This is a genomic window from Verrucosispora sp. ts21 (genome assembly GCF_002879555.1).
GTDB classification, from domain to species: Bacteria; Actinomycetota; Actinomycetes; order Mycobacteriales; family Micromonosporaceae; genus Micromonospora; species Micromonospora gifhornensis.
This window is the reverse complement of sequence record NZ_PNOZ01000035.1, coordinates 41,299-62,241: the sequence shown is the minus strand read 5'-3', so window position 1 is coordinate 62,241 and position 20,943 is coordinate 41,299. Positions and strand designations below refer to the sequence as shown.

Below are 20,943 nucleotides of genomic sequence, written 5' to 3'. Positions count from 1 at the left end.
TGTGGACACCGGTGGGTAGAGGTGTGCGCAGCGTGTGCACATGGTGTGGATAACTCTTGGGGATCTCCCGGCATTACCGCTCTGACCTGCGGAAACGCTATCCACAGCCTGTGGGTCGGAATTTCCGGGTAGGGCTTTGTCCCGATACTCCCGTAGGATCGGTGGCCTACGGCTACACCTGGACAGCGGATTGCACTTTCGGTTGAGAAGGGTCACGCTCCGGCCGTGAGTTACCGGGACTGGGCACGCGGGGAGGATGGCTCGCGTGAGCGACGGCCGGCCGCTTCGTGGGCCGATCCCGTCGAGGGCGATCCGGGCGACCGTTACGACTCCGCCGTCGAGCGTTACCGCACCCCGAGCCGTCGCCGCGCGATCGAACGTGGGCAGGACGAGCCGGCTGAGCCGTACCTGCCGCGGTGGGCCCTGGAGTCGGGCGTACGCAGTGTCGACGGCGGCGGCCGGCATGCTGCTCCGGACGACGATGACGATGACGACCGGACGCGTTATGCGGGAAGTCGTCGTGCGCCGGAGGTCAGCCAGGGTCGGCGGGCCGCCGCTTCGACGGAGCGCGACTCGTCGTTCTCTGCCGCTGAGTCCTCGTCCGATCACATTCGTGAGTGGAGGTTCGAGCGTCCTCAGGGCAGCGGTTATGTCGGCAGTCGGCGGGCTGCTGACGACGACCCGGTCTCGGGCGTGACGCCGCAGAGCCGACCGCGGCGTGCGCAGTCCCGTCACCGTCAGGTGACCTGGTCGGGCCTGGCCGAGGAGGGCGAGCAGTCAGCCGCTTCGGCGCCGGTCGCGGAGCCCTCGACGCGGCGACGGCGGCGCGCGGTCGAGTCCGCTCCGGGCTCGGCGGCGGATCCGTGGGAGCGGGCGGCGGCACCGGAGTCCACTCCACCTGCGGTGGATCCGTGGGATGCCTCGGGTCTGCACGCCTGGCAGGAGCCGGCTGAGATCGGCGACCGGGGCGTGGCGGGCCCTGCCGATCCTTGGGACGCCGACAGCACCAGTCAGTGGCTTCGGACGTCCGCCTCGGATCAGTGGCTCGAACCGGATCAGACCGGTCAGTGGCTTCAGCCTGACACCACGGGTCAGTGGGAGCGTCCCGCGGAGGTCGACCGGTGGGATCGGCGGCGCGGTGAGGACCGGTGGGACGGCAATTCCGAGCCCGACCGGTGGGACCGGACGCAGCCGCCCAGCTCGGGTGCCACGTCGGGTGCCGGCCAGTGGGCCTGGGTTGAACCGGCCGCGCCGGAGCCGGCACCGGAGCGTTTCTGGCCGGGAACCCGGTTGGCCGGTGACGATCCACGATGGGTGGAGGCGAGCGCGTCGGCGCCGAGATCGCCGGTGGTCGGATACACGGCGCCCCGTCCGCGTTCGGCGGCCCGGCGGCGGCCCGCGGTAGTGCCGGCGCCGCGGCAGACCGGCATGGAGTCGGTACGGCGACGCATCGAGGCGGTCGGCACCGGCGGGTGGAGCCGGCGGCTGGAAGACGACCTGCTGGATCCGGATCCCGGGGCGCCCTGGCTGCCGCTGCTCTACACGGCGGCCTGCTATCTGCTGCCCGCGGTGGTGATCTTCCTGTGGCTTCTCACCTTGGACGGTGCACCACCGACTGGCTGTGTGACCGACATCAGCGGCGGTGGTTGCGAGTCGCCACGGGCCCGCGCCTTCGGGGCCACGGTAGGGGGGATACCGCGCTTCGGGTTGGCGCTGGTGAGCAGTCTGGTGGTCGCCACGCTGTTGCGGCGGGTTGGCACCTCCTGGAAGCCGACCACGGTGGCGCTCGCGGCGGCGGTGGTCGGTGGCGGTCTGTCGACCGTCATGATCAGCGCCGTGACCGGTGAGCCCATCGGCTGAGCGCCGTGACCGCAGCACCTCCGGCCTCCACATTGCGGGGTCTGCGGCAAGGCTTGGGCGGCGGCGGAGAGGCTTGGGCGGCGGCAAGGCGGCGGCGGCGAGCAGCAGCCCGTGACGGCGGTTTGCCACCTGGCGCGGAGCGGCGGCTGGCGTCCAGCCGGCGAGTTGGCGGAGGAACGTGACAGGGCCTGCGCCATCTGGTGATGGTGCAGGCCCTGCCAGTTGCCGTCTTGCGGGGTCAGCCCTGCACGACGTTGAGGTTGAACGTGGCGGTCACCTCGGGGTGCAGCTTGATCCGCACCGGGTGCGATCCGATCGACTTGATGTGACCGGACACCTCCAGCCGACGTCGGTCGAGCGACGGGCCGCCGGCCGCCTTGACGGCGTCGACGATCTCGGCCGGGGTGACCGAGCCGAAGAGCCGACCGCCCTCGCCGGCGCGGGCCTTGAGGTTGACCTTGAGCGCCTCGATCTGGCCCTTGACCTCGTTGGCGTGGCCGAGGTCGCGGATCTCCCGGGCCGAGCGGGCCCGCTTGATCAGGGTGACCTGCTTCTCCGCGCCCTTGGTCCAGGCGATCGCGAAGCCCTGCGGGAGGAGGTAGTTACGGCCGTAGCCGTTCTTGACCTCCACGATGTCGCCCGGGGCGCCGAGCCCGGACACTTCCTGAGTCAGGATGATCTTCATATCGGCACCTCCTCTCAGCGGGCCGTCGCCGTGTACGGCAGCAACGCCATCTCACGGGCGTTCTTGACCGCGCGGGCGATCTGCCGCTGCTGCTGCGAGGTGACGCCGGTCACCCGCCGAGCGCGGATCTTGCCGCGGTCGGAGATGAACTTGCGCAGCAGCGCGGTGTCCTTGTAATCGATGTAGGTGATCCCGTCCTTGTCGAGCGGGTTCACCTTCTTCTTCGGCTTGCGCAGTGCCGCAGCCTTCGCCATTGCTCTTGCTCCTGGTTTACGATCACGGGCGCTCGGGGCCATTAGAACGGTGGCTCCTCATCGAAGTTGCCGCCACCCGAACGGGAGGGTGCCGGTGCGGCCGAAGCCCAGGGGTCGTCGAAGTTGCCTCCGCCGCCGCCCTGGCCACCACCACCGCCGCCGAAGCCGCCGCCACTGCCGCCCGAGCGGGACATCTTCTGCACCTTCGCCGTGGCGTAGCGCAGCGACGGGCCGATCTCGTCGACCTCCAGCTCGATGACAGTGCGCTTCTCGCCCTCGCGAGTCTCGTAGGACCGCTGGCGCAGCCGGCCCGACACGATCACGCGAGCGCCGCGCTGAAGCGACTCCGCCACGTGCTCCGCGGCCTGCCGCCAGACGGTGCACGCGAGGAAGAGCGGCTCGCCGTCCTTCCACTCGCCGGAGGCCTTGTCCATGAACCGGGGCGTCGAAGCGACCCGGAACTTGGCTACCGCGGCCCCGGAGGGGGTGAACCGCAACTCGGGGTCATCGGTCAGATTGCCGATGACCGTGATGGTGGTGTCTCCTGCCATGACCATCTCCTCGCGCACTCATGCGTGTGCCGTACAGGTTCTCAGAACCCTCCGACAGCACGGATGAGGCTGTCCGGGTGGGGGGCTGGGTGGAATGCTTAGCGCATCTCCGGCCGGATGACCTTGGTGCGCAGCACGGACTCGTTGAGCCGAAGCTGGCGGTCCAGCTCGGCCACAGCCTCCGGCGTTGCCTGGAGGTCGACGACGGCGTAGATGCCCTCGGCCTTTTTGTTGATCTCGTACGCGAGGCGCCTGCGGCCCCACACGTCGGTCTTCTCCACCGAGCCACCCGCGGTCCTGATCACGTTCAGGTACGTGTCGAGCGACGGGGCGACGGTGCGCTCCTCGAGGCTGGGGTCGAGGATCACCATGATTTCGTAATGACGCAAGACTTACTCACCTCCTGTGGGCTAAGCGGCCACGGTCCTTCCGTGGCAGGAGGTCTGCGTCGTGGCCCGCCCTGATCCGGGGGGACCCGGTCGGGAACGGACAACCTGACCAGGATACCCGGCCTTGACGATCACCAGCATCGAGGTGACCGACACAGCGAACCGGGGGTCCACGCCGACGTCGCTGTCGGCCCGGACCCCCGGTCACGTGACCGCAGGGCGTCTCGTCCGCATTCCTTGGGTGGGACCTGGGGAGGAACGACCACACCGATGAGGTTGGACCGGAGACGCCCTGCGGAGCTTTATCATGTTGTTACCTGACGTTATCGCTGAAGTCGGCGCTTCGCGGGGCAAATCCTAAAATTACCGACATTTTTTTGAGCCGTCGTCAGGATCAGCTGTCGCATCCACCGGTATCAACGACTCCGGCCAGCTGCGGTGACGCGACTCGGTGGTGGTCACCACCACTGTCGGGCACGCGACGTAGGCTCGCCTGCATGCGTATCGGAGCCCACGTCGATCCGACCGACCCGATGGCGGAGGCGGCTGCTCGTGAAGCCGACGCCGTGCAGTTCTTCCTCGCCGATCCGCAGGGTTGGAAGGCGCCACAGCCCCGCGCGGACGCGGAACGGCTACGCACCGCGGATGTCGACATCTACGTGCACGCGCCGTACGTCGTAAACGTCGCCACCGGCAACAACCGCATCCGGATTCCCAGCCGCAAGCTGCTGCTCGCCCACGCGAAGGCCGCGGCAGCCATCGGCGCGAAGGGCCTGATCGTCCACGGTGGGCACGTCAACGCCGGTGACGATCCGCAGACCGGTTTCGACAACTGGCGTAAGGCCCTGGCCTACGCACAGGAGGCGGGCGGCTTCGGTCTGCCGGTGCTGATCGAGAACACCGCCGGCGGCGAGAACGCCTGTGCTCGCCGACTCGACGCGCTCGCCCGACTGTGGGACGCCGTCGGTGATCACGAAGTCGGCTTCTGCCTCGACACCTGCCACGCGCACGCCGGCGGCGAGGAACTACTCGGCCTGGTCGACCGGGTGAAGGCCATCACCGGGCGGATCGACCTGGTGCACGCGAACAACTCCAAGGACGCGTTCGGGTCCGGCCGCGACCGCCACGACAACCTGCGCGGCGGGACCATCGACCCGGAACTCCTGGTGGCGGTGATCAGAGCAGCCGGGGCACCGGTCATCGTCGAGACTCCGGGCGGCACCACCGGGCAGGGTGACGACATCGCCTTCCTGCGCGCGCAACTCGAGGCGGAGACGGCGGTGCGATGACGACCGATCAGTCCCCCTCGGGCGGCCCCCGACCGACCACACGCGACCGCCGGGACACCCGAGTCCAGGCTGCCGCCGGCGGGCGGGCCGACGCCGAGCCGGAGGGTGGCACGTCGGCCCCGACCGGCAAGGGTGCGGCCGGCAAGGGTCCGGCCGGCAAGGGTCCGGCCGAGGTCGCCGAGAAGATCGAACCGGGTGCCAACCATGCGGCAACCGACAGCAAGGCGCAGCCGCCCGCCGACTCCAACGACCGACCTGACACCGACGGCACCGACGGCACCGACGGCCAGGCCAAGGAGCCGGCGAGCAAGGACGGCAAGGACACGGACCCGACGGGCGGCAGGACCGAGGTCCCGACCGACGCTGCCGGCAGGACCGAGGCGCCGGTGGACGAGATCAAGACTACGGGGGATGAGGCCAAAGCCCCGACAGACGAGGCCAGGACCAAGGCTCCAGGGGACGAGGCCGAGGCCCCGGCGGCCGGTGAGGACAAGAAGACCGCAGCCGGCGACGGCAAGAGCAAGGGCGACGACGAGGAGAAGGATCCGTGGGCCGCGTTCGGGCCCGCACCCGAGCCGGTGCCGCGATGGTACGGCCGACTCGCCCGCAGAGCCGGTCGGCTGCTGATCCACGAGTGGACCCTGGCCGCTCTCGGGTCCCTGGTGCTGGCCGTGCTGATGACCTGGCCGGCCCTGCGCTACCCCCGGCACACGCTGCCCCACGACTACTGGGATCCGAGCCTGCAAGCCTGGCAGATGGCCTGGTCCGGGCACGCACTACGGACCGACCCGGCCCAGCTGTGGCACTCCAACGCCTTCTTTCCGGAGCGGTGGAGCTTCGCCTTCTCCGACACGCTGCTCGGCTACGCGCCGGCCGGCCTGATCGGTAGCGGCCCGCAGGACGCCCTCCTCCGTTACAACATCATGTTCGTACTGGCCCACGCGCTGGCCACCTTCGGGGCGTACGTGCTGGCGCGTCAGCTCGGTGCGAGCCGGATCGGCTCCGCGGTGGCAGGGGTCAGCTACGCCTACGCACCCTGGCTGTTGTCCCAGGCGGGGCACCTGCACGTGATCTCCAACGGGGGCATCCCGCTGGCCCTGGCCATGCTCGCCCGGGGCCACGGTTGGTCACTACGGCACGGCTATCGACCCGAACGTCGACACGAGGGCTGGGTCTACACCGGCTGGCTGGTCGCCGCCTGGCAGCTGAGCCTGGGCTTCGGCATCGGCCTGCCGTTCGCGTACGTCCTGGCCGGCACGGTCGTCGTGGCCATGCTGATCTGGTTCGCGAAGCGGATCTTCTGGCGGGTGAAGCGGCCCTTCGGTCAGCGGCTGTTCGTCGCCGACCTGATCGGCGGGCTGATCTTCGCCGGGGTCGGTGTGCTGATGGCCATCCCCTACTTCACCGTGGCGCAACTGCACCCGCAGGCGGAGCGGAGCATCAGGGACATCGCCGCGTTCTCGCCGCCCGCCAACAGCTTCGTCACCGCTCCGGCGGAGTCCCGGATCTGGGGTGGGCTGCACGAGGGTGCCCGTTCCGTGCTGCCCTGGCATCCGGAGATGACACTGCTGCCCGGCTTCGCGCTCTATGCGCTGGCTCTCGGCGGCCTGTTCTTCTCGATCTGGACCATCCGTCAACGGCTGTTCCTGCTCGCCGGGGTGCTGGTGGCGATGACGCTGTCGATGGGCACCAGGTTCTTCGGCGGCGACTTCACCTACGTGCCGCTCTTCGACCACCTGCCCGGTTGGAACGGCATCCGTACGCCCGGGCGGCTCATGATCTGGGCCACCCTGCTGCTCGGGCTGCTCGCGGCGGGCGCGATCAGCGCGTACTCGGAGCGGGTACGGGAGGTTTCCGCCCAGCGGATCCCGTCCTGGCCCAGCCCGTGGCTGCGGCTGGCCACCCTGCTGCCGCTGCTGCTGGTCATCGTCGAGGGCACCAACACCACACCGCATCCGGTGGTGCCGTCACAGCCGGCCGCCATGCGGACGGTCGGCGGTCCGCTGCTGGTGCTGCCCAGCGGTCAGAACCACGACCAGCCGGTGATGCTCTGGTCCACCACCCGGTTCCAGGACATCGTCAACGGCGGCAGTGGATTCACTCCTCGCCAACTCGCCGACGTACGTCAGGTGACCATGACGTTCCCCGACCAGACAAGCGTCGACTACCTGCGTACCCTCGGCGTGCGCAACGTGCTGGTGCTGCGCGACGAGATCGCCGGCACCCCGTGGGAGGTAAGCGTCGACGCACCGCTTGACGGCCTGGACATCACCCGCGAGGAGATGGGCTCGGTGTTCCTCTTCCGCCTCTGAGAGTCCGGGGCACGGGGTGCCCCGGCAATCAGGTGGTCGGTACGGGAGTCGGCGTCGGGGCGGGTTGGCGGTTGCGGAAGCGGTCGAGCCAGGGCGCGTCCGGGGTGCCGTCGAGTAGACCGCCGTCGGGGTCGTCGGCGTAGTTGCGGCGTACCGCGTCCTGTTCGGGGTGCAGGATCTCCCGGACGACCAGCACGCAGAGCGTCACCACGGTGGCCAGGCGCAGGCTCGCGGCCAGCACGAACACGCCCTCCGGGATGACCGAGGTGCTGGTCGCGGCACCGAGCAGCTCGGCGTAGAAGGCTACGAAGTAGCCCACCTCGGCGATCTGCCAGGCCAGGAACGCTCCCCACCTGGGTCGGGCGAGCACCACCAGCGGCAGCATCCAGAGCACGAACTGCTGCGACCAGACCTTGCTGAAGATGAGGAAGGCCGCGACCACGAGGAACGCGAGTTGCGCGAGGCGCGGACGGCGCGGCGCGAGCAACGCGAGCGCGCCGATGGCGAGGCAGGCCAGCCCGAACAGGGCGTACGACAGGTAGTTCAGGGTGGGGATGTTCGCGTCGAGCCACTGGAACGGGCCGATGGAGGCCGGGTCGCCGAACTTGCCGTCCAGGTAGCGGCCGATGTACCAGAGGGTTCCCCAGTCGATCGGGCGCTCGGTGTTGAGTTCGAAGAACCGGTTCCAGTTCTCCCGGTACGGAATCGCCACCGGAAGGTTCACCAGCACCACCGTCACCGCGGCGGCGATGATCGACAGCACGGCGGCTCGCACCCGGTTGGCGCGGATGGCGAGCACCAGGATCGGACCGAGGATGAACAGCGGCCACATCTTGGCCGCGCCGCCGAGCCCGATCAGCACTCCGGACAGAGTCGCAAGTATCAGTCCTCTCCGGTCGTCCCGGGTCCGCGCCCAGACCAGCAGGCCGAGCGCGGCCAGGCCGATGGCGAGGAAGTCCCAGTTGACGGTGGCGGTGAGCAGCAACGCGGGGGAGAGCGCGAACATCGCCGCGTCCCAGGGTCGTCGACGGCGCAGCGCCAGCAGCACCATCACCGTGGCCAATGCCAACGCACCGAGCACGAGCGCGTTGAGGTTGTAGAACCACTGTCCCTGGTTGATGTCGGGGTTGCCCTCACCGGCGGAGTGCACCGGCAGCCCGAGGGCACCCATGAAGTACCCGGTCAGCACCGGGTACTCCACCGGATGGTCCCGGTACGGCACGGCGCCCTCGTTGAGCCGCTCGGCGTAGTAGAGCGCCAGCACGTCGGTGTAGCAGAACCGGGTGTACTGCTGGTTGTCGACCCAGGCGCCGTCCTGGCAGGGCGACTTCTGCACCCAGTGCAGGGTGAGGGTGAGACAGGTCAACGCCAGGACGATCCGCACGGCCGTCCAGAACCGTCCTCGCCCGTCGTTCGGGCGATCGCGGGTGACGGCGTGGTCGCCGAGGGGGCCACCGATCAGGCCGGACAGCCCACGGACGAAGCCGTCGGAGCGGGACGGGTGGTCGATGGCACCGGATTCATCGATGCCCGACGTCGACTTCGTGCTCATGACCGTGCATCCTGCCGTATCAGACGACCGCATTGGAACCGAAACCCGGCGACATCCCGAGGTACTGCCACCTTGAGGCAGCCCCACCGCCGCCTAACTTGATCTTCAAGCTGTGCGGCGGGATCGGCAGGATGAGTTGCTCGGGTGGGGCGGGACGTTCCCAGGGGTGGCGCAGGTCTGATGCGTACGTGCCGCACTGCCACCAGTCAACGCCGACGCAGGCAACTCGAAGCTGCCGAAACAGCATCGCTGTGACGGCTTTATCGACCACTGATCACTATCACTCGCAGGCGGATAAGCGCCATTTTCTAAATTGCTTTCGTCAATATCGCGCTTGACATCGGTTAATTTTGCGATAACATATCCCCTGCCCGGCACGATGTTGATGGTTGGGAGCACACGGGGGAGCAACTTTGGACTTCTACTTTCTCGGTCCATTGATGGTCAAAAACGGAAACATCGACGTCGGAGTACCAGCCACACGAGATCGTAAGATTTTGGGAGCACTGCTCCTGAACTCAAATCAGCCCGTTCACCTTGAACTGCTCATCGATGCCGTGTGGGACGACGATCCACCGGCGACTGCCCGCCAACAGGTACAGAACCGTCTAGGAAGTCTACGCGCTCGGTTAGGCGCAGAAAGCCACCAGCGGATCGTACGCAGCGGCAACAACTACACGATGCGAATCGCCGACGAGCAGGTGGACGGCCTGAAATTCCGGAACCTCCAGGCGGAAGCAATGGTCGCCGCACAGAATCGCGACCCAGAAAGAGCAGTGGAACTCTTGAGGTCAGGGCTCGAACTGTGGCGGGGCGCACCTATGGAGGACATCAACTCGGTCAAACTTCAGGCCGGATCGGCGCATTGGAAGGAATACCATCTCAAAGCCATAGAGATGCTTGTCGACCTCGAATTCAGTCTCCACCGGCACAGGATGCTGACGCCCGACCTGCACCGGTGGACCAGCTTTTACCCCTACCATGAAGGTCTGCACTGTCGGCTTGCGGAAGCCATGCAGGCCAGTTCCCGTACGGCCGAGGCCCTGGTCGTGATCCATGGTCTAAGGACTCGGCTGGCCCACGACCTGGGGATCAGCACAGGCCCTGCGGTGGAGGATCTGTACCACCGACTCCTGCACGGTACCTACAGGACGCCCGTCATGCTCGGCTGATTGAGGCCGGACCAGAGCCCGCGACAAAGGGCAGACGGCCAGCCTGACCGTGAGTCCGGCTGACCGTCTGCCCTTGCTGTGGATCACTAGGCGCAGGACTCCAGGTACTCGCTGAACGGGGCGTACCAGAAGAACAGGCAGGCTTTGGGTTTCTGGGCGGCGGAAAGCATCCGCGTCCAGCCCTCCTCGCCCGGGTACGCAGCCAACGTCTTTTTCTGCACCATGTTGGTGCCCTTGATCCGCGCCTCACCGGTGGAGCCCGGCGTGTTGGTGTAGCGGGTCCAGTATGCCTGGCAGGACGTCGAGTACCTCAGCTCGATGAACACGCCGTTCTTCGCCTTGACCGAGGCCTTCGTCGAGTTGCCGGTGCAGTTCATCGCAACCGGGTCCTTGCCGTTGCAAGAAACGTATCCTCCCCCACCATTGTTGCGGCAGGTCTCGTCGACGGACGCGACAGCAGCCTCAGTGGTGCTGATCGCCGTTTCGGCCGACGCCGTCGCGGGAACAGCCAGGACGACAGGGAATGCCAACGTGATCGCCGCGAGCAGGTTGCCGAGGGTTCTCCTACCGGACAACTTCTTCACGTCTTCCACCTCTTCCTCGTTCTTGCCTCGTGCAAGGGAGCCTAGGTCGAAAGCTCATCGGCTGATCATCGCGGCACCATCACCGGACAGCCGCACGAGGTGATGCCATAACGAGGTGGCAACGCTCGACTGATCCACGGACCGGAACTGTGGAAAGCCAAGGGGGGCCGGACAGATGTCCGGCCCCCCTTGTTGGCATCGGCCTGCGCCTACTCCTGATCTGTTGATCGCGGTGGCAGCAGTCCGCCACCGCCACCGCCGCCCGGCGGTGAGTCCCGACCGGGGGGAAGCGGGTTTGTCGGAACGGTGCCGCCGTTGTTGTCCCGGCCACCGCCCCGGTTGTCGCCGCCGTCGTTGCGACCGCCGCCCAGCCGGCAGAGGAAGTCCGTCGGCTCGCACTCGGGCTGCTCCGGCGGCGGCGGAGGCGGCGGTACGCCGTTGCCGGCCTCCGCGTCCCCGACCCCGGCGACGCTGGGCAGGTCGGAGGGGTCGTAACCCTTGAGAGCCTGCTCCATGTACCGCTTCCACAGCTGGGCCGGCAGGCCACCACCGCTGATGTTGCTGCCGCCCCGGTCGACGATGGCCCGCTTCTCGGTGTCGCGGCTACCGATCCACACCGCCGTGGCGACGTTCTTGTCGTAGCCGACCATCCAGGCGTCCTGGTTCTTACCGGTGTCGCCGAGCTGCCAGGTACCGGTCTTGCCGGCCAGCGGACGGTTGACCACACTGGCGTTGTTCTTGCCCGGGATCTCCTTGAGCACGGCGGTCACCTCGTCGGCGACCTCCGGACGGATCACCTGCTGCGGCTTGAGCTTCTCGCCGGTGCCGGGAACCTTGTCCCACTTACCGGTCGTCTTGTTCAGCTTCTCGACCGTCCGCACGAAGTGCGCCTTGTTGTACTTGCCGCCGTTGGCGAGGGTGGCCAAGCCGTTGGCGTGGTCGAGCACGGTGATCGGGTACTGCCCGAAGCCGACCACCCGATCGAAGTGCTTCGGCGCGAGCTGCTCGGGCTTGCTCTTGGTCAGGTCGTACGCCTTCACCGGCTCGACGGTCCACATGGTGCGAACGCCGGCCCGGCGGGCCATGTCGACCACCTTGTCACTGCCGATCTTCTCGGCCAGATGGAAGAACGGGACGTTGTACGACTGCACCGTCGATTCCTGCAAGGTGCACGACTTGGCGCAGCTGGCGTTTCGCCCGGCGTTCACGATCTTGTTGTCGTAGCCCTCAGGGGTGAACGGTGTGGCGTCCCAGTGTGATTTGACCGAGATGCCGGCGTCGATGGCCGCGGCCAGGGTGTAGACCTTGAACGTCGAGCCCGGCGGGTGGCCGCCCACGAGGTTGCCGTTCTGGTCGGTGTTCAGGCCCGCGTAGTCGAAGTCCGCGCCACTGTTGCCGCCGTAGTAGGCCAGTACGCGGCCGGTCTTCGCCTCGACGGAGACCACGGCCGGCATCAGGTTCTTCGGCTGGTCCGCCAGGAACACCCCCTTGCGGCCTACCTGGGCGATCTCCTCCAGCGCCTTCTGCATCTTCGGATCGAGGGTGGTGGTGATCCGGTAGCCGCCTTCGCGCAACTCGTTCACACAGCTCGGCTTGCCCGGCTCACCGCTCTCAGTGCAGATGCCCCAATCGGCCATCTCCTTGCGGACGTAGTTGATCACGTTGCCGCGCGGGGAGGCCACGCCGAAGCCGTTGTCCTTCTTGATCTTCTGGACCTTCGGGTACTCGGTCGGACGCTCGGGCTTGCCCGGCGCACCCAGCCAGCCCTCCTCGACCATGCCGTTGATCACGTACTCCCAACGGATCTTGGCTTCGGTCGGGTTGGTCTCCGGGTCGTACCCCTGGTGGGTCGCGCTGGCGTCCGGCTGCTTGATCATCGCGGCGAGCACCGCGCCCTGCGCCACGTTCAGCTTCTTGGCACTGACGCCGAAGAACGTCTGCGCCGCCGCCTCGATTCCGTACGCCCCGCGACCGAAGTAGATCACGTTGAGGTAGTTCTCCATGATCTCGTCTTTGGTGAACTGGTCGTTCAGCTTGGAGGCGAGGATCGCCTCCTTCACCTTCCGGGAGTAGCTGACGTCCTGGAGGTTCTCGTAGGCGTTGCGGGCGTACTGCTGGGTGATGGTCGAGGCACCCTGCTTGTCGCCGCCGGAGAGGTTGTTCCAGGCGGCCCGGGCGATGCCCTTGTAGTCCACACCCGAGTGCCGGTAGAAGTTGCGGTCCTCGGCGGCGGCGACGGCGTCGCGCACGTGCTGGGGGATGTTCTCGATGGTGACGAAGGTGCGGTTCTCGTTGCCGAGCTTGGCCACCAGCGTCTTGCCGTCCTTGGCGTATACGGTGGTGGACAGCGGCAGCGGGATCTCCTTGGGCAGCACCACGTTCGTCGAGTAGTAGGTGAACCCGACGACGCCGATGCCGGCAAGCATGATGAAGACGGCGAAGCTGGCGATCAGCAGGTTCATCCGCTTGCGCCTACGGGCCCGGGCTACCGCTTTCGGGTCACGCCCGCCCCGCCCGGGACCAACTGGTCCGCCCGGGCCACCGGGACCACCCGGTCCACCTGGCCCTCCGGGGCCACCGACGCTGGCCCGCGCCACGGCGGCTCGACCGCCGGCACCACCCACCGAAGCCGAACCGACACTCGCCCGGCCGGCCGAGGCCGCCCCGACGGCAGCCGCACCGACCGTAGCCCGACCCGCCGGTCCGCCGGGAGCCGGGGAGACCGGCACCGACGCACGACCGGCAAGGCCGGCTGCGGGCGACACCGGCACCGAGGCCCGACCGCCGGAGGCAGGTGAGACCGGTACCGACGCACGACCACCGGGTGCCGGGGAGACCGGTACCGACGCACGACCCGGACCGGCGCGACCGACCGAGGCCGAGCCGGCGGATCGACCCGGCGTCGGCACGCTCGCCGAACCACCGACCGAGGCCCGCCCACCGACCGAGGCACGAGCCGACGGGGCCGCGCCCTCAGGTCCGGTCGTCCAGTTGACTCCGCGCGGGTCACCACTCGGGCTGCGGTACGCGTCGTCCGCCTGCCCCGGGTCGTCCTGGCCCGGTATCCGGGCCCGGCCGCGCGAGGAGCTGGGATCACCGTACGAGTTCATTCCTCACACCCTGCCGTCGCGGTGGGGCGCTGTCGCGCCGCCACCGGTTTGCCGTGAGATGCGACACCCGCGCGCACGGCACGGGGGTGCCGTGGTGCCGGCATCAGATACGAATCTTTCGGACTATTCGCACTTACGAGCCGTCGGTCGCCCCGGCCAGGTACGTCACGGCCAGGGCTGGCCGATCGCGCTCGAATCACCGTTGGGCCTCTCGCCTTCGCTGAGCGTTGGCTCCCGCAGCAGCGGCGGCTACCCCGCCGGCCGCTTCATGCTCCGCCTCGCTCTCGGTCAGTCCGTCCCGCCCGAGCAGATACTGCTCCACCAGATGGTTCCAGTCACAGCCGAGGCACACCTCCACCACGAACACCTGGAACTCACGCAGCGTCATCGCCAGCATCGACAACTCGGCCACCGTACGGGCCTGGCCGGCGGACTGCTTGAGTTCGTCGCCGTAAATGTAGTGGACGTGGGTGAGGTTTTCGCTCCGGCAGATCGGACACCGCTGGTCGGTGGGCTCGCCGTGGAACCGAGCCGCGTTCTTCAGGTACGGAGACGCGTCACACAGGTCATAGGTGCCGACCCGACCGGCGACGAGTTCACGCAGCAGCGCTCGCCTCCGAAGCGAGTAGTCGACGACCTGGCGCTGCGTACGCATGCGGCAAAGGGTACGCGGTCTCGCCAGACGAGGCGACCACCGTCACGATCTGTAACGAGCAGACCTCGGACCGAGGGTTTAACAGGAGGGGGTTTGCCCCGATCGGAGCTAGCCGCTACGGTGCGATGTATCGGTCCGATACATCGTGGTGGTTAGCGATCCACGCACAGGGTAATGGGGAGGTTGGCCGATGCTTGAGCTGGCCATCCTCGGCCTGCTGCAGGAGGCTCCGATGCACGGCTACGAGCTGCGCAAGGAGCTCACCGCCAAGCTCGGAGCGATCCGGGCAGCGATCAGCTACGGCTCTCTCTACCCGACCCTGCGTCGCCTCCAGGCGGCGGGTTGGATCACCGAGGCCGCCGACACACCCGCGACCGCCGAGGAGGTTCCCGCGCTGACCAGCCGACGAGGTCGGGTGGTCTACACCATCACCGCGGAGGGCAAGGAACGCTTCGCCCAGCTCATCGCGCAGACCGGGCCGGAGACGTACGGCGACACCGGCTTCGGCGTGCACTTCGCGTTCTTTTCCCGAACCGATCAGGCGACCCGACTGCGAATCCTGGAAGGTCGCCGTCGCACGATCGAGGAACGTCGTGAAGGACTTCGCGACATACTCGGCCGAGCGGCCGAGCGCCTCGACGCGTACACGCTGGAGCTGCAACGCCACGGCCTGGAGGCCTGTGAGCGTGAGGTCCGCTGGCTGGAGGAGCTCATCGCCAACGAGCGCTCCGGCCGTGCCCCGACGGTCCCGAACGACGGGACGGCCGGCGGCCGACGAGAAGACAACAGCCCGCCTCCGCCTGGAGAGTCCAGGAAAGAGCGGCCGTGACAGAAAAGAAGGAGGCACACGCGATGGGCTCCGTCCGCGTCGCCATCGTCGGTGTGGGTAACTGCGCCTCGTCCCTCGTGCAGGGCGTCGAGTACTACCGGAACGCTGACCCGAACGACCGCGTCCCGGGTCTCATGCACGTCACCTTCGGCGACTACCACGTCTCGGACGTGCAGTTCGTCGCGGCGTTCGATGTCGACGCCAAGAAGGTGGGCATGGACCTCGCAGAGGCGATCGTCGCCAGCGAGAACAACACCATCAAGCTCTGCGACGTACCGCCGACCGGCGTGACCGTCCAGCGCGGCCCGACCTTCGACGGCCTCGGCCAGTACTACCGCGAGATCGTCGAGGAGTCCGACGCCGCACCGGTCGACGTGGTCAAGGCGCTGCGTGACGCCCAGGTCGACGTCGTCGTCTCGTACCTGCCGGTGGGCTCGGAGCAGGCCGACAAGTTCTACGCCCAGGCCGCCATCGACGCCGGCTGCGCGTTCGTCAACGCCCTGCCGGTCTTCATCGCCTCCGACCCGGAGTGGGCGCAGAAGTTCACCGACGCCGGTCTGCCGATCGTCGGTGACGACATCAAGAGCCAGGTCGGCGCGACCATCGTGCACCGGGCCCTGGCGAAGCTCTTCGAGGACCGCGGTGTCGAGCTGCTGCGCACGTACCAGCTCAACTTCGGCGGCAACATGGACTTCATGAACATGCTGGAGCGCAACCGCCTGGTCTCGAAGAAGATCTCGAAGACCCAGTCGGTGACCTCCCAGGTGCCCCACGAGATGGCCAAGAGCGACGTGCACATCGGCCCGTCCGACCACGTGCCGTGGCTGGACGACCGCAAGTGGGCCTACATCCGCCTGGAGGGCCGCTCCTTCGGCGACACCCCGCTCAACGCCGAGCTCAAGCTCGAGGTGTGGGACTCGCCGAACTCGGCCGGCGTCATCATCGACGCGGTCCGCGCCGCCAAGATCGCTCTGGACCGGAAGATCGGCGGCCCGATCCTGTCGGCCTCGTCGTACTTCATGAAGTCCCCGCCCGTGCAGTACGCCGACCACGACGCGCACGCCGCCGTCGAGGCGTTCATCGCCGGCGAGATCGAGCGCTGACGCGCTGAAGTAACAGCACCGCCGAGGGCCGGGTCCGCACGGACCCGGCCCTCACCGCTGTCCACCCCCACCGCAAGGCAAAGAGGGCGCGGTACGGAAGGACATTTCGTACCGCCAGCGGCGGCTAGGCTGAGCGACGTGCTGTCCATTGACGAGTGTCGGTCGTCCCGACGGCGAGTGCGGTGCAGCGGCGGGCCGAGGCGGAGGCGATCGGTTCCTTTTCCCCTCCTTGGCAACTGCCGATCGTTTCGTCATTCCCGCCCTGGCAACTGCATGGCGGCCACCTGTCCAACGGACACGTGGAGTTCCTCAGCCGACATCGTCGACCAGCTCACCCGGGGCACGGCCATCGTCGGGTCGCGATACCGGGTGGGCAGCGCAGTCGCGGGCGTCCTCGTGTTCGCCCTGACTGCCTGCGCACCGCCTGGCAGCAACCCGTCGACCGGGCCGGCATCACCGGCCGTCTCGGCATCACCGGCCGTCTCGGCATCACCGGCCGTCTCGGCATCACCGGCGGTCTCGGCGACGCCGATCGTCGAGGCCCGCTGTGCGGGTGCGGCGGCTACGCCGCCAGAGGTGGTGGCGAAGCCTGGCGGGTCAGTCACCTCCCAGCTTGCGCCGGAGGCTGCCGGCAGCGGACATCCGATGACCGATGAGCAGCTGCGCCAGGAGGAATTCCTGCGCCAGCAGGCAGCCAACAAGGCCTTCCGTCAGCGGGGCAACCTCGAACCGGCGGCAGCCGACGGTGCCCACGCCTGTGCGGTGGAAGTGCAGCGCGTCCTCAACCTACTGACCGTCGGCGGTCGGGACGCGCCCGAGGAGGAAGCGGTACGGCAGGCGGTGGCCAGCACCGGGCTGCTGGATGTGGTCGTCCGCCCGCCGGGTCGACTTGACCTCGGCCCCGGTGACGGGCTGATCTTCTCCGGATGGACCGGCCGGGCATGCGTCTTCGGCAGCGTCCGTCAGGACGACATCACCGTGGAATTCGGCACCCGCATCGCCGACGGCGGCTGCCTCCCCGCCCCAGGCTGACCTCCCCCAGGCTGACCTCCTGGCCACCAGCGCTCCTGCGCAACTGCTTCGCCGCCCCAGCCGGACGCAGCGGGCGACGAAGACGGGACGACCGCCCGGCCAGCCCGCTGCCCACACCCCCGATCCGGCTCGACCCAGGTAACGGGCAGGCACGGGGTGGCCCGCACCGTATCGCCAGCCCAACGAGGTACCAAGCGAGGTGCCCGGCGTGGCTGGGACCGCCGTTTCGCCGAAACGGTGGTGTCTGTAGCGGTCGGACACCGCCGTTTCGCCGAAACGGAGTCGATCACGCGCTGGTCGCCGCAGTCAGCAAGCTGGCCGCGGCAGTGGCAGGCCGTTTATGGCAGTGGGCAAGCCGGCCGCGACACCGGGCGAGCCGGTCGCGGCAGTGGGCGAGCAGGCCGCGGCAGTGGGTAAGCCAGTCGGCAGCGGCGACCTGCGGGGTGGCGGTCTGCGGGGTGGCGGTCTGCGGGGTGGCGGTCTGCGGGGTGGCGGTCAGGACCAGGCTTGTTGCAGGGCGACCCGGGCTTCCAACTCCAGCAGCTTGACCTTGCGGTCCAGGCCGCCGCCGAAGCCGACCAGTTTGCCGCCGGCACCGATGATGCGGTGGCAGGGCACGATGACCGGGACCGGGTTGCGGTTGCAGGCCACCCCGACCGCCCGTGCCGCACCGGGATCACCCACCAGCCGGGCCACCTGCCCGTAGGTGAGCGTCTCCCCGTACGGGATACGGGTCATCTCCCGCCACACCGCCCGCTCGAAGTCGGAGCCGCGCGGCGCCCGCACCGGAGTCCCGAACTCGGTCAGCTCTCCAGCGAAGTAGGCCCGTAGCTCCGCCACCGCCCGCGCCGCGATCGGGTCGGCCGGCGTCTCACTCGCGGACTCGACCAGCCCGAAGTGCGCCCCGCACACGCTGTAATCGTCGGTGGCCACGGAGAAGATCCCGATCGGCGAGTCGAGCAGCGTCCAACGCATCCCGCCATTCTCCCCGACGCCCGACTCCACAACCACGCCCCCGAACCCGCCATACCCATCCACGAATCCACCACCCCGCCCAACTGGCCCTCAGCCGGCAACCTGCCGCCTCCGCCCGACTGCCACCCGCCAGCCAATCCGCCACCCCCGCTCGACTGGCACTCGATCTGGGATCGAGTGGTATCCCGAGCCGGGGAAGCCACTCGATCCCAGATCGAGCGTGATCTTCACCGGACGGTGGTGGAGGCCCATAGACCCGCGCCAGTGCGCGCCGAACACCCAGCTGGAGCGGCCCGAGGGTGCGGGTGCCCCAACGAGCGACATCCACCGGAGCGACCCCAGTGTGCGGGTGCCCCAACGAGCGACGCCCGCCGGAGCGGCCCGGGTGTCCGGGTGCTCCGACGGGCGTCGGGTGGTGCGGGGGGTGTTACGCGGCCGAGACGGTGAACTTCTCGCCCTTGCCGAGCCCCAACTCGAAATCGAACCACTTGATGTTCTTGTTCGAGATCAGCTGCTTGGTGCCGGCCGATCCGGCGGAGACCGCCTGGTTGTCGCTGGCCCGGAAGAAGACCGTGCCGTCGCCGTTGTAGTCGAGGAAGTCGAAGCTCTCCCACACGCCGCGCGACTTGGCGCTGGCGATCAGCGGCTTGGTGCCCTTGCTCGCGGCGGTCACGTACTTGCCGTTGGCGAGGGCCTTGAGGCCGAAGAAGCCGTCACCGATGTTGACGATCTGGAACTTCGCCGACTTGGTGACCTTGCTGCTGCTGGCGATCAGCGGCTTGCTGCCGGCCACGACGTACTTGCCGTTGGCCTTCGACTTGATGCTGATCACCGGAGCCGGCGCTTCGATGTTGAACTTCTCCGACGAGCCGATGCTGGTCTTGCTCGCCTTCAACGTCGAGGTACCCGACTTCGGCGCGGTGACGTACTTGCCGTTGATCTTGGACTTGAGGCTGACCGTACCGTCGGCGTGGTTGATGATCTGGAACTTCGCCGACTTGACGATCGTCTTGTGGCTGGCGATCAGCGGCTTGGTGCCGTTGCTCGGCGCCACCACGTACCGGCCGGTGCTCTTGGACCGCAGCGCGATCAGACCACTTCCGGCGTTGACGAAGTCGTAGCGCTGCGCGGTGCCCAGGCTCTTGCCGTTGTTGACAAGCGCCTTCTTGGTGCTGGCGGCGGTGACGAACTTCCCGTTGGACTTGGCCTTGAAGCCGAAACCGCTGCGGGTGGGGGTGACCGAACCGACCGTCAACATCCGGTCGATCGAGCCCTTCGTGTCGTAGACCGCGCCCGCGACACCGGTGGTGACGATGCGGTCGCGGACCTGCTTCGGCGTCCACGTCGGGTTGGAGTGCAGCAGCAGCGCCGCGGCACCCGCCACGTGCGGAGCCGCCATGGACGTGCCGCTGTAGCCCACGCTGCCGGTGTTGTTGTCGTGCCGCGCCGAGACGATGCTGACGCCCGGTGCGAACACGTCGAGGCACTTGCCGTAGTTCGAGAACCAGGCCCTCATGTCGACCCGGTCCGTCGCGCCGACGGTGATCGCGTCCGGCACCCGGGCGGGGGACGTCTTGCAGGCGTCCATCATCGAGTTACCGGCGGCGAGCGAGTAGGTGATGCCCGAGGCGATCGAGCGCTTCACCGCCTCGTCGAGCGACGGGATGGTGACGACGTCACCGAGGCTCATGTTGGCCACGGCCGGCTTCTGCGCGTTCGCGGTCACCCAGTCGACACCGGCGACGACCTGCTCGGTCGTGCCGTAACCGTCACAGTCGAGCACCCGTACGCCGACCAGCTTGACGCCCTTGGCGACACCGTACTTGGTGCCGCCGACGGTGCCCGCCACGTGCGTGCCGTGACCGTTGCAGTCCCCGTTCGCGTTGGCCTTGACGCCGTCCACCGGCGGATCGGTGGGATCCGGGTCCGGCGTGGGCGGCGGCGGGTCGATCGCGTCGTACCCCATGGTGGCCCGGCCGCCGAAGTCCTGGTGTTTGACGTTGATGCCGGTGTCCAGGATGTACGCGGTGACCTTGCTACCGGTGTTCGGGTACTTGTAGGTCTTGTTCAGCTTCGCCGTGTACTGGTCGAGCCGGTCCAGACCCCACGGCGGGTTGCTCTGCGTGCCGTTGGCCGACAGCCGACGCACCGGCTCGACGTAGTCGACGGCGGGATGCGCGGCGAGCTTGTCGGCCTGCCGCTGGTCCATCGCGGCCGAGTAGCCGACGAGAGCAGTGTCGAACACCTGACGGACGGTGCCGCCATGCTGCTTGACAAGGGTCGAGGCGAGCGCCCGGACGCTGCTGTAAGTGGCCTGCTTGTCCTTGAGGACGACGATGTAACGGCCCGGCACGACGCCGGTGCCCTCGCTGCCGCGGACCTCGGCGCGGGCCGAGTCGGCGGGAGCAGCCATCCCGACGCCGCCGGTGGCGACGGTGAGGATGGACGAGGCGGTGGCGAAGGCGAGCCCCGCTACCGCCGTGCGGCGCAGTACGCCACGTCGTTTCACTAGGCGATCTCCCCGTTTTGTCGTCGGCAGCCAGCGGCGGCCGAACGGGCAATGGAATGTCCTACTGCGGCAGATGACACGA

The 20,943-nt window shown here is 68.2% G+C and carries 18 protein-coding genes; 7 read left to right on the top strand and 11 right to left on the bottom strand.

The annotated features are described in order from the left end of the window. The first annotated feature begins 741 nt into the window (after positions 1 to 741). Complete coding sequence (locus C1A38_RS31400; protein ID WP_233196870.1) at positions 742 to 1,860, top strand: chromosomal replication initiator protein DnaA; 1,119 nt, start codon at positions 742 to 744, stop codon at positions 1,858 to 1,860. A 238-nt stretch (positions 1,861 to 2,098) separates the two neighbouring features. Here C1A38_RS31400 and rplI read toward each other — a convergent pair whose 3' ends face one another. The 4 genes from rplI to rpsF form a co-directional block, all read right to left on the bottom strand. After that, positions 2,099 to 2,545 carry a 50S ribosomal protein L9 gene (rplI, locus tag C1A38_RS16835; protein WP_102658768.1) on the bottom strand — a complete coding sequence of 149 codons (447 nt, stop codon included), beginning with the start codon at positions 2,543 to 2,545 and terminating at the stop codon, positions 2,099 to 2,101. Positions 2,546 to 2,559: 14 nt separating this feature from the next. Further along, a complete protein-coding gene (rpsR, locus tag C1A38_RS16830; RefSeq protein WP_007073789.1) occupies positions 2,560 to 2,799 on the bottom strand; it encodes a 30S ribosomal protein S18 in 240 nt (79 codons plus the stop codon). Between the two features lie 41 nt (positions 2,800 to 2,840). Further along, a complete protein-coding gene (locus C1A38_RS16825) occupies positions 2,841 to 3,368 on the bottom strand; it encodes a single-stranded DNA-binding protein (protein ID WP_199180226.1) in 528 nt (175 codons plus the stop codon). An 80-nt stretch (positions 3,369 to 3,448) separates the two neighbouring features. Then, entirely contained in the window at positions 3,449 to 3,739 is a 291-nt protein-coding gene (gene rpsF, locus C1A38_RS16820; protein ID WP_013736576.1) for a 30S ribosomal protein S6, read from the bottom strand. Between the two features lie 497 nt (positions 3,740 to 4,236). On the opposite strand from rpsF, the gene C1A38_RS16815 reads away from it, so the two are divergent. Next, positions 4,237 to 5,028: a deoxyribonuclease IV gene (locus tag C1A38_RS16815; RefSeq protein WP_102658767.1), complete on the top strand. Its 792-nt coding sequence runs from the start codon at positions 4,237 to 4,239 to the stop codon at positions 5,026 to 5,028. Next, entirely contained in the window at positions 5,025 to 7,340 is a 2,316-nt protein-coding gene (locus tag C1A38_RS16810) for a putative glycosyltransferase family protein (RefSeq protein ID WP_233196869.1), read from the top strand. Before C1A38_RS16815 ends, C1A38_RS16810 begins: the two co-directional genes overlap by 4 nt. 28 nt (positions 7,341 to 7,368) lie before the next feature. Here the strand turns inward: C1A38_RS16810 and C1A38_RS16805 are convergent, their stop codons facing one another. Next, on the bottom strand, positions 7,369 to 8,892 hold the full coding sequence (locus C1A38_RS16805; RefSeq protein ID WP_102658766.1) for a glycosyltransferase family 87 protein: 1,524 nt from the start codon (positions 8,890 to 8,892) through the stop codon (positions 7,369 to 7,371). Positions 8,893 to 9,305: 413 nt separating this feature from the next. Between C1A38_RS16805 and C1A38_RS16800 the strand changes: the two genes are divergently transcribed. Next, positions 9,306 to 10,064 carry an AfsR/SARP family transcriptional regulator gene (locus C1A38_RS16800; protein WP_102658765.1) on the top strand — a complete coding sequence of 253 codons (759 nt, stop codon included), beginning with the start codon at positions 9,306 to 9,308 and terminating at the stop codon, positions 10,062 to 10,064. A gap of 86 nt (positions 10,065 to 10,150) precedes the next feature. Here C1A38_RS16800 and C1A38_RS30885 read toward each other — a convergent pair whose 3' ends face one another. From C1A38_RS30885 to C1A38_RS16780, 3 genes are all read right to left on the bottom strand, one after another. Beyond that, complete coding sequence (locus C1A38_RS30885) at positions 10,151 to 10,657, bottom strand: DUF2690 domain-containing protein (RefSeq protein ID WP_158244907.1); 507 nt, start codon at positions 10,655 to 10,657, stop codon at positions 10,151 to 10,153. A 200-nt stretch (positions 10,658 to 10,857) separates the two neighbouring features. Beyond that, entirely contained in the window at positions 10,858 to 13,758 is a 2,901-nt protein-coding gene (locus tag C1A38_RS16790) for a transglycosylase domain-containing protein (protein ID WP_502696940.1), read from the bottom strand. A gap of 196 nt (positions 13,759 to 13,954) precedes the next feature. Further along, positions 13,955 to 14,413, bottom strand: coding sequence for a DUF5318 family protein (locus C1A38_RS16780; protein WP_013736581.1), 459 nt, complete (start codon positions 14,411 to 14,413; stop codon positions 13,955 to 13,957). A gap of 190 nt (positions 14,414 to 14,603) precedes the next feature. Between C1A38_RS16780 and C1A38_RS16775 the strand changes: the two genes are divergently transcribed. After that, entirely contained in the window at positions 14,604 to 15,242 is a 639-nt protein-coding gene (locus tag C1A38_RS16775; RefSeq protein ID WP_102658762.1) for a PadR family transcriptional regulator, read from the top strand. Positions 15,243 to 15,265: 23 nt separating this feature from the next. Continuing rightward, positions 15,266 to 16,345 (top strand): inositol-3-phosphate synthase, encoded by a 1,080-nt coding sequence (locus C1A38_RS16770; RefSeq protein ID WP_102658761.1) that lies wholly within the window; start codon positions 15,266 to 15,268, stop codon positions 16,343 to 16,345. Positions 16,346 to 16,596: 251 nt separating this feature from the next. On the opposite strand, the gene C1A38_RS16765 is transcribed toward C1A38_RS16770, so the two are convergent. After that, positions 16,597 to 16,950 (bottom strand): hypothetical protein, encoded by a 354-nt coding sequence (locus C1A38_RS16765; RefSeq protein ID WP_102658760.1) that lies wholly within the window; start codon positions 16,948 to 16,950, stop codon positions 16,597 to 16,599. A 40-nt stretch (positions 16,951 to 16,990) separates the two neighbouring features. On the opposite strand from C1A38_RS16765, the gene C1A38_RS16760 reads away from it, so the two are divergent. Next, the gene (locus C1A38_RS16760) at positions 16,991 to 17,377 is read left to right on the top strand and encodes a hypothetical protein (RefSeq protein WP_102658759.1); all 387 of its coding nucleotides are present in this window, start codon (positions 16,991 to 16,993) and stop codon (positions 17,375 to 17,377) included. 495 nt (positions 17,378 to 17,872) lie between these two features. On the opposite strand, the gene C1A38_RS16755 is transcribed toward C1A38_RS16760, so the two are convergent. Further along, positions 17,873 to 18,352: a methylated-DNA--[protein]-cysteine S-methyltransferase gene (locus C1A38_RS16755; protein ID WP_102658758.1), complete on the bottom strand. Its 480-nt coding sequence runs from the start codon at positions 18,350 to 18,352 to the stop codon at positions 17,873 to 17,875. 427 nt (positions 18,353 to 18,779) lie between these two features. Continuing rightward, positions 18,780 to 20,861, bottom strand: coding sequence for a S8 family serine peptidase (locus C1A38_RS16750; RefSeq protein WP_102658757.1), 2,082 nt, complete (start codon positions 20,859 to 20,861; stop codon positions 18,780 to 18,782). Between the last annotated feature and the right edge of the window lie 82 nt (positions 20,862 to 20,943).

Bases quoted from the DNA above. Each gene is read 5' to 3' on its own strand.
- rplI (WP_102658768.1), bottom strand. From the start codon at position 2,545: ATGAAGATCATCCTGACTCAGGAAGTGTCCGGGCTCGGCGCCCCGGGC.
- rpsR (WP_007073789.1), bottom strand. From the start codon at position 2,799: ATGGCGAAGGCTGCGGCACTGCGCAAGCCGAAGAAGAAGGTGAACCCG.
- C1A38_RS16815 (WP_102658767.1), top strand. From the start codon at position 4,237: ATGCGTATCGGAGCCCACGTCGATCCGACCGACCCGATGGCGGAGGCG.
- C1A38_RS16810 (WP_233196869.1), top strand. From the start codon at position 5,025: ATGACGACCGATCAGTCCCCCTCGGGCGGCCCCCGACCGACCACACGC.
- C1A38_RS16805 (WP_102658766.1), bottom strand. From the start codon at position 8,892: ATGAGCACGAAGTCGACGTCGGGCATCGATGAATCCGGTGCCATCGAC.
- C1A38_RS16790 (WP_502696940.1), bottom strand. From the start codon at position 13,758: ATGAACTCGTACGGTGATCCCAGCTCCTCGCGCGGCCGGGCCCGGATA.
- C1A38_RS16780 (WP_013736581.1), bottom strand. From the start codon at position 14,413: ATGCGTACGCAGCGCCAGGTCGTCGACTACTCGCTTCGGAGGCGAGCG.
- C1A38_RS16775 (WP_102658762.1), top strand. From the start codon at position 14,604: ATGCTTGAGCTGGCCATCCTCGGCCTGCTGCAGGAGGCTCCGATGCAC.
- C1A38_RS16770 (WP_102658761.1), top strand. From the start codon at position 15,266: ATGGGCTCCGTCCGCGTCGCCATCGTCGGTGTGGGTAACTGCGCCTCG.
- C1A38_RS16760 (WP_102658759.1), top strand. From the start codon at position 16,991: ATGACCGATGAGCAGCTGCGCCAGGAGGAATTCCTGCGCCAGCAGGCA.
- C1A38_RS16755 (WP_102658758.1), bottom strand. From the start codon at position 18,352: ATGCGTTGGACGCTGCTCGACTCGCCGATCGGGATCTTCTCCGTGGCC.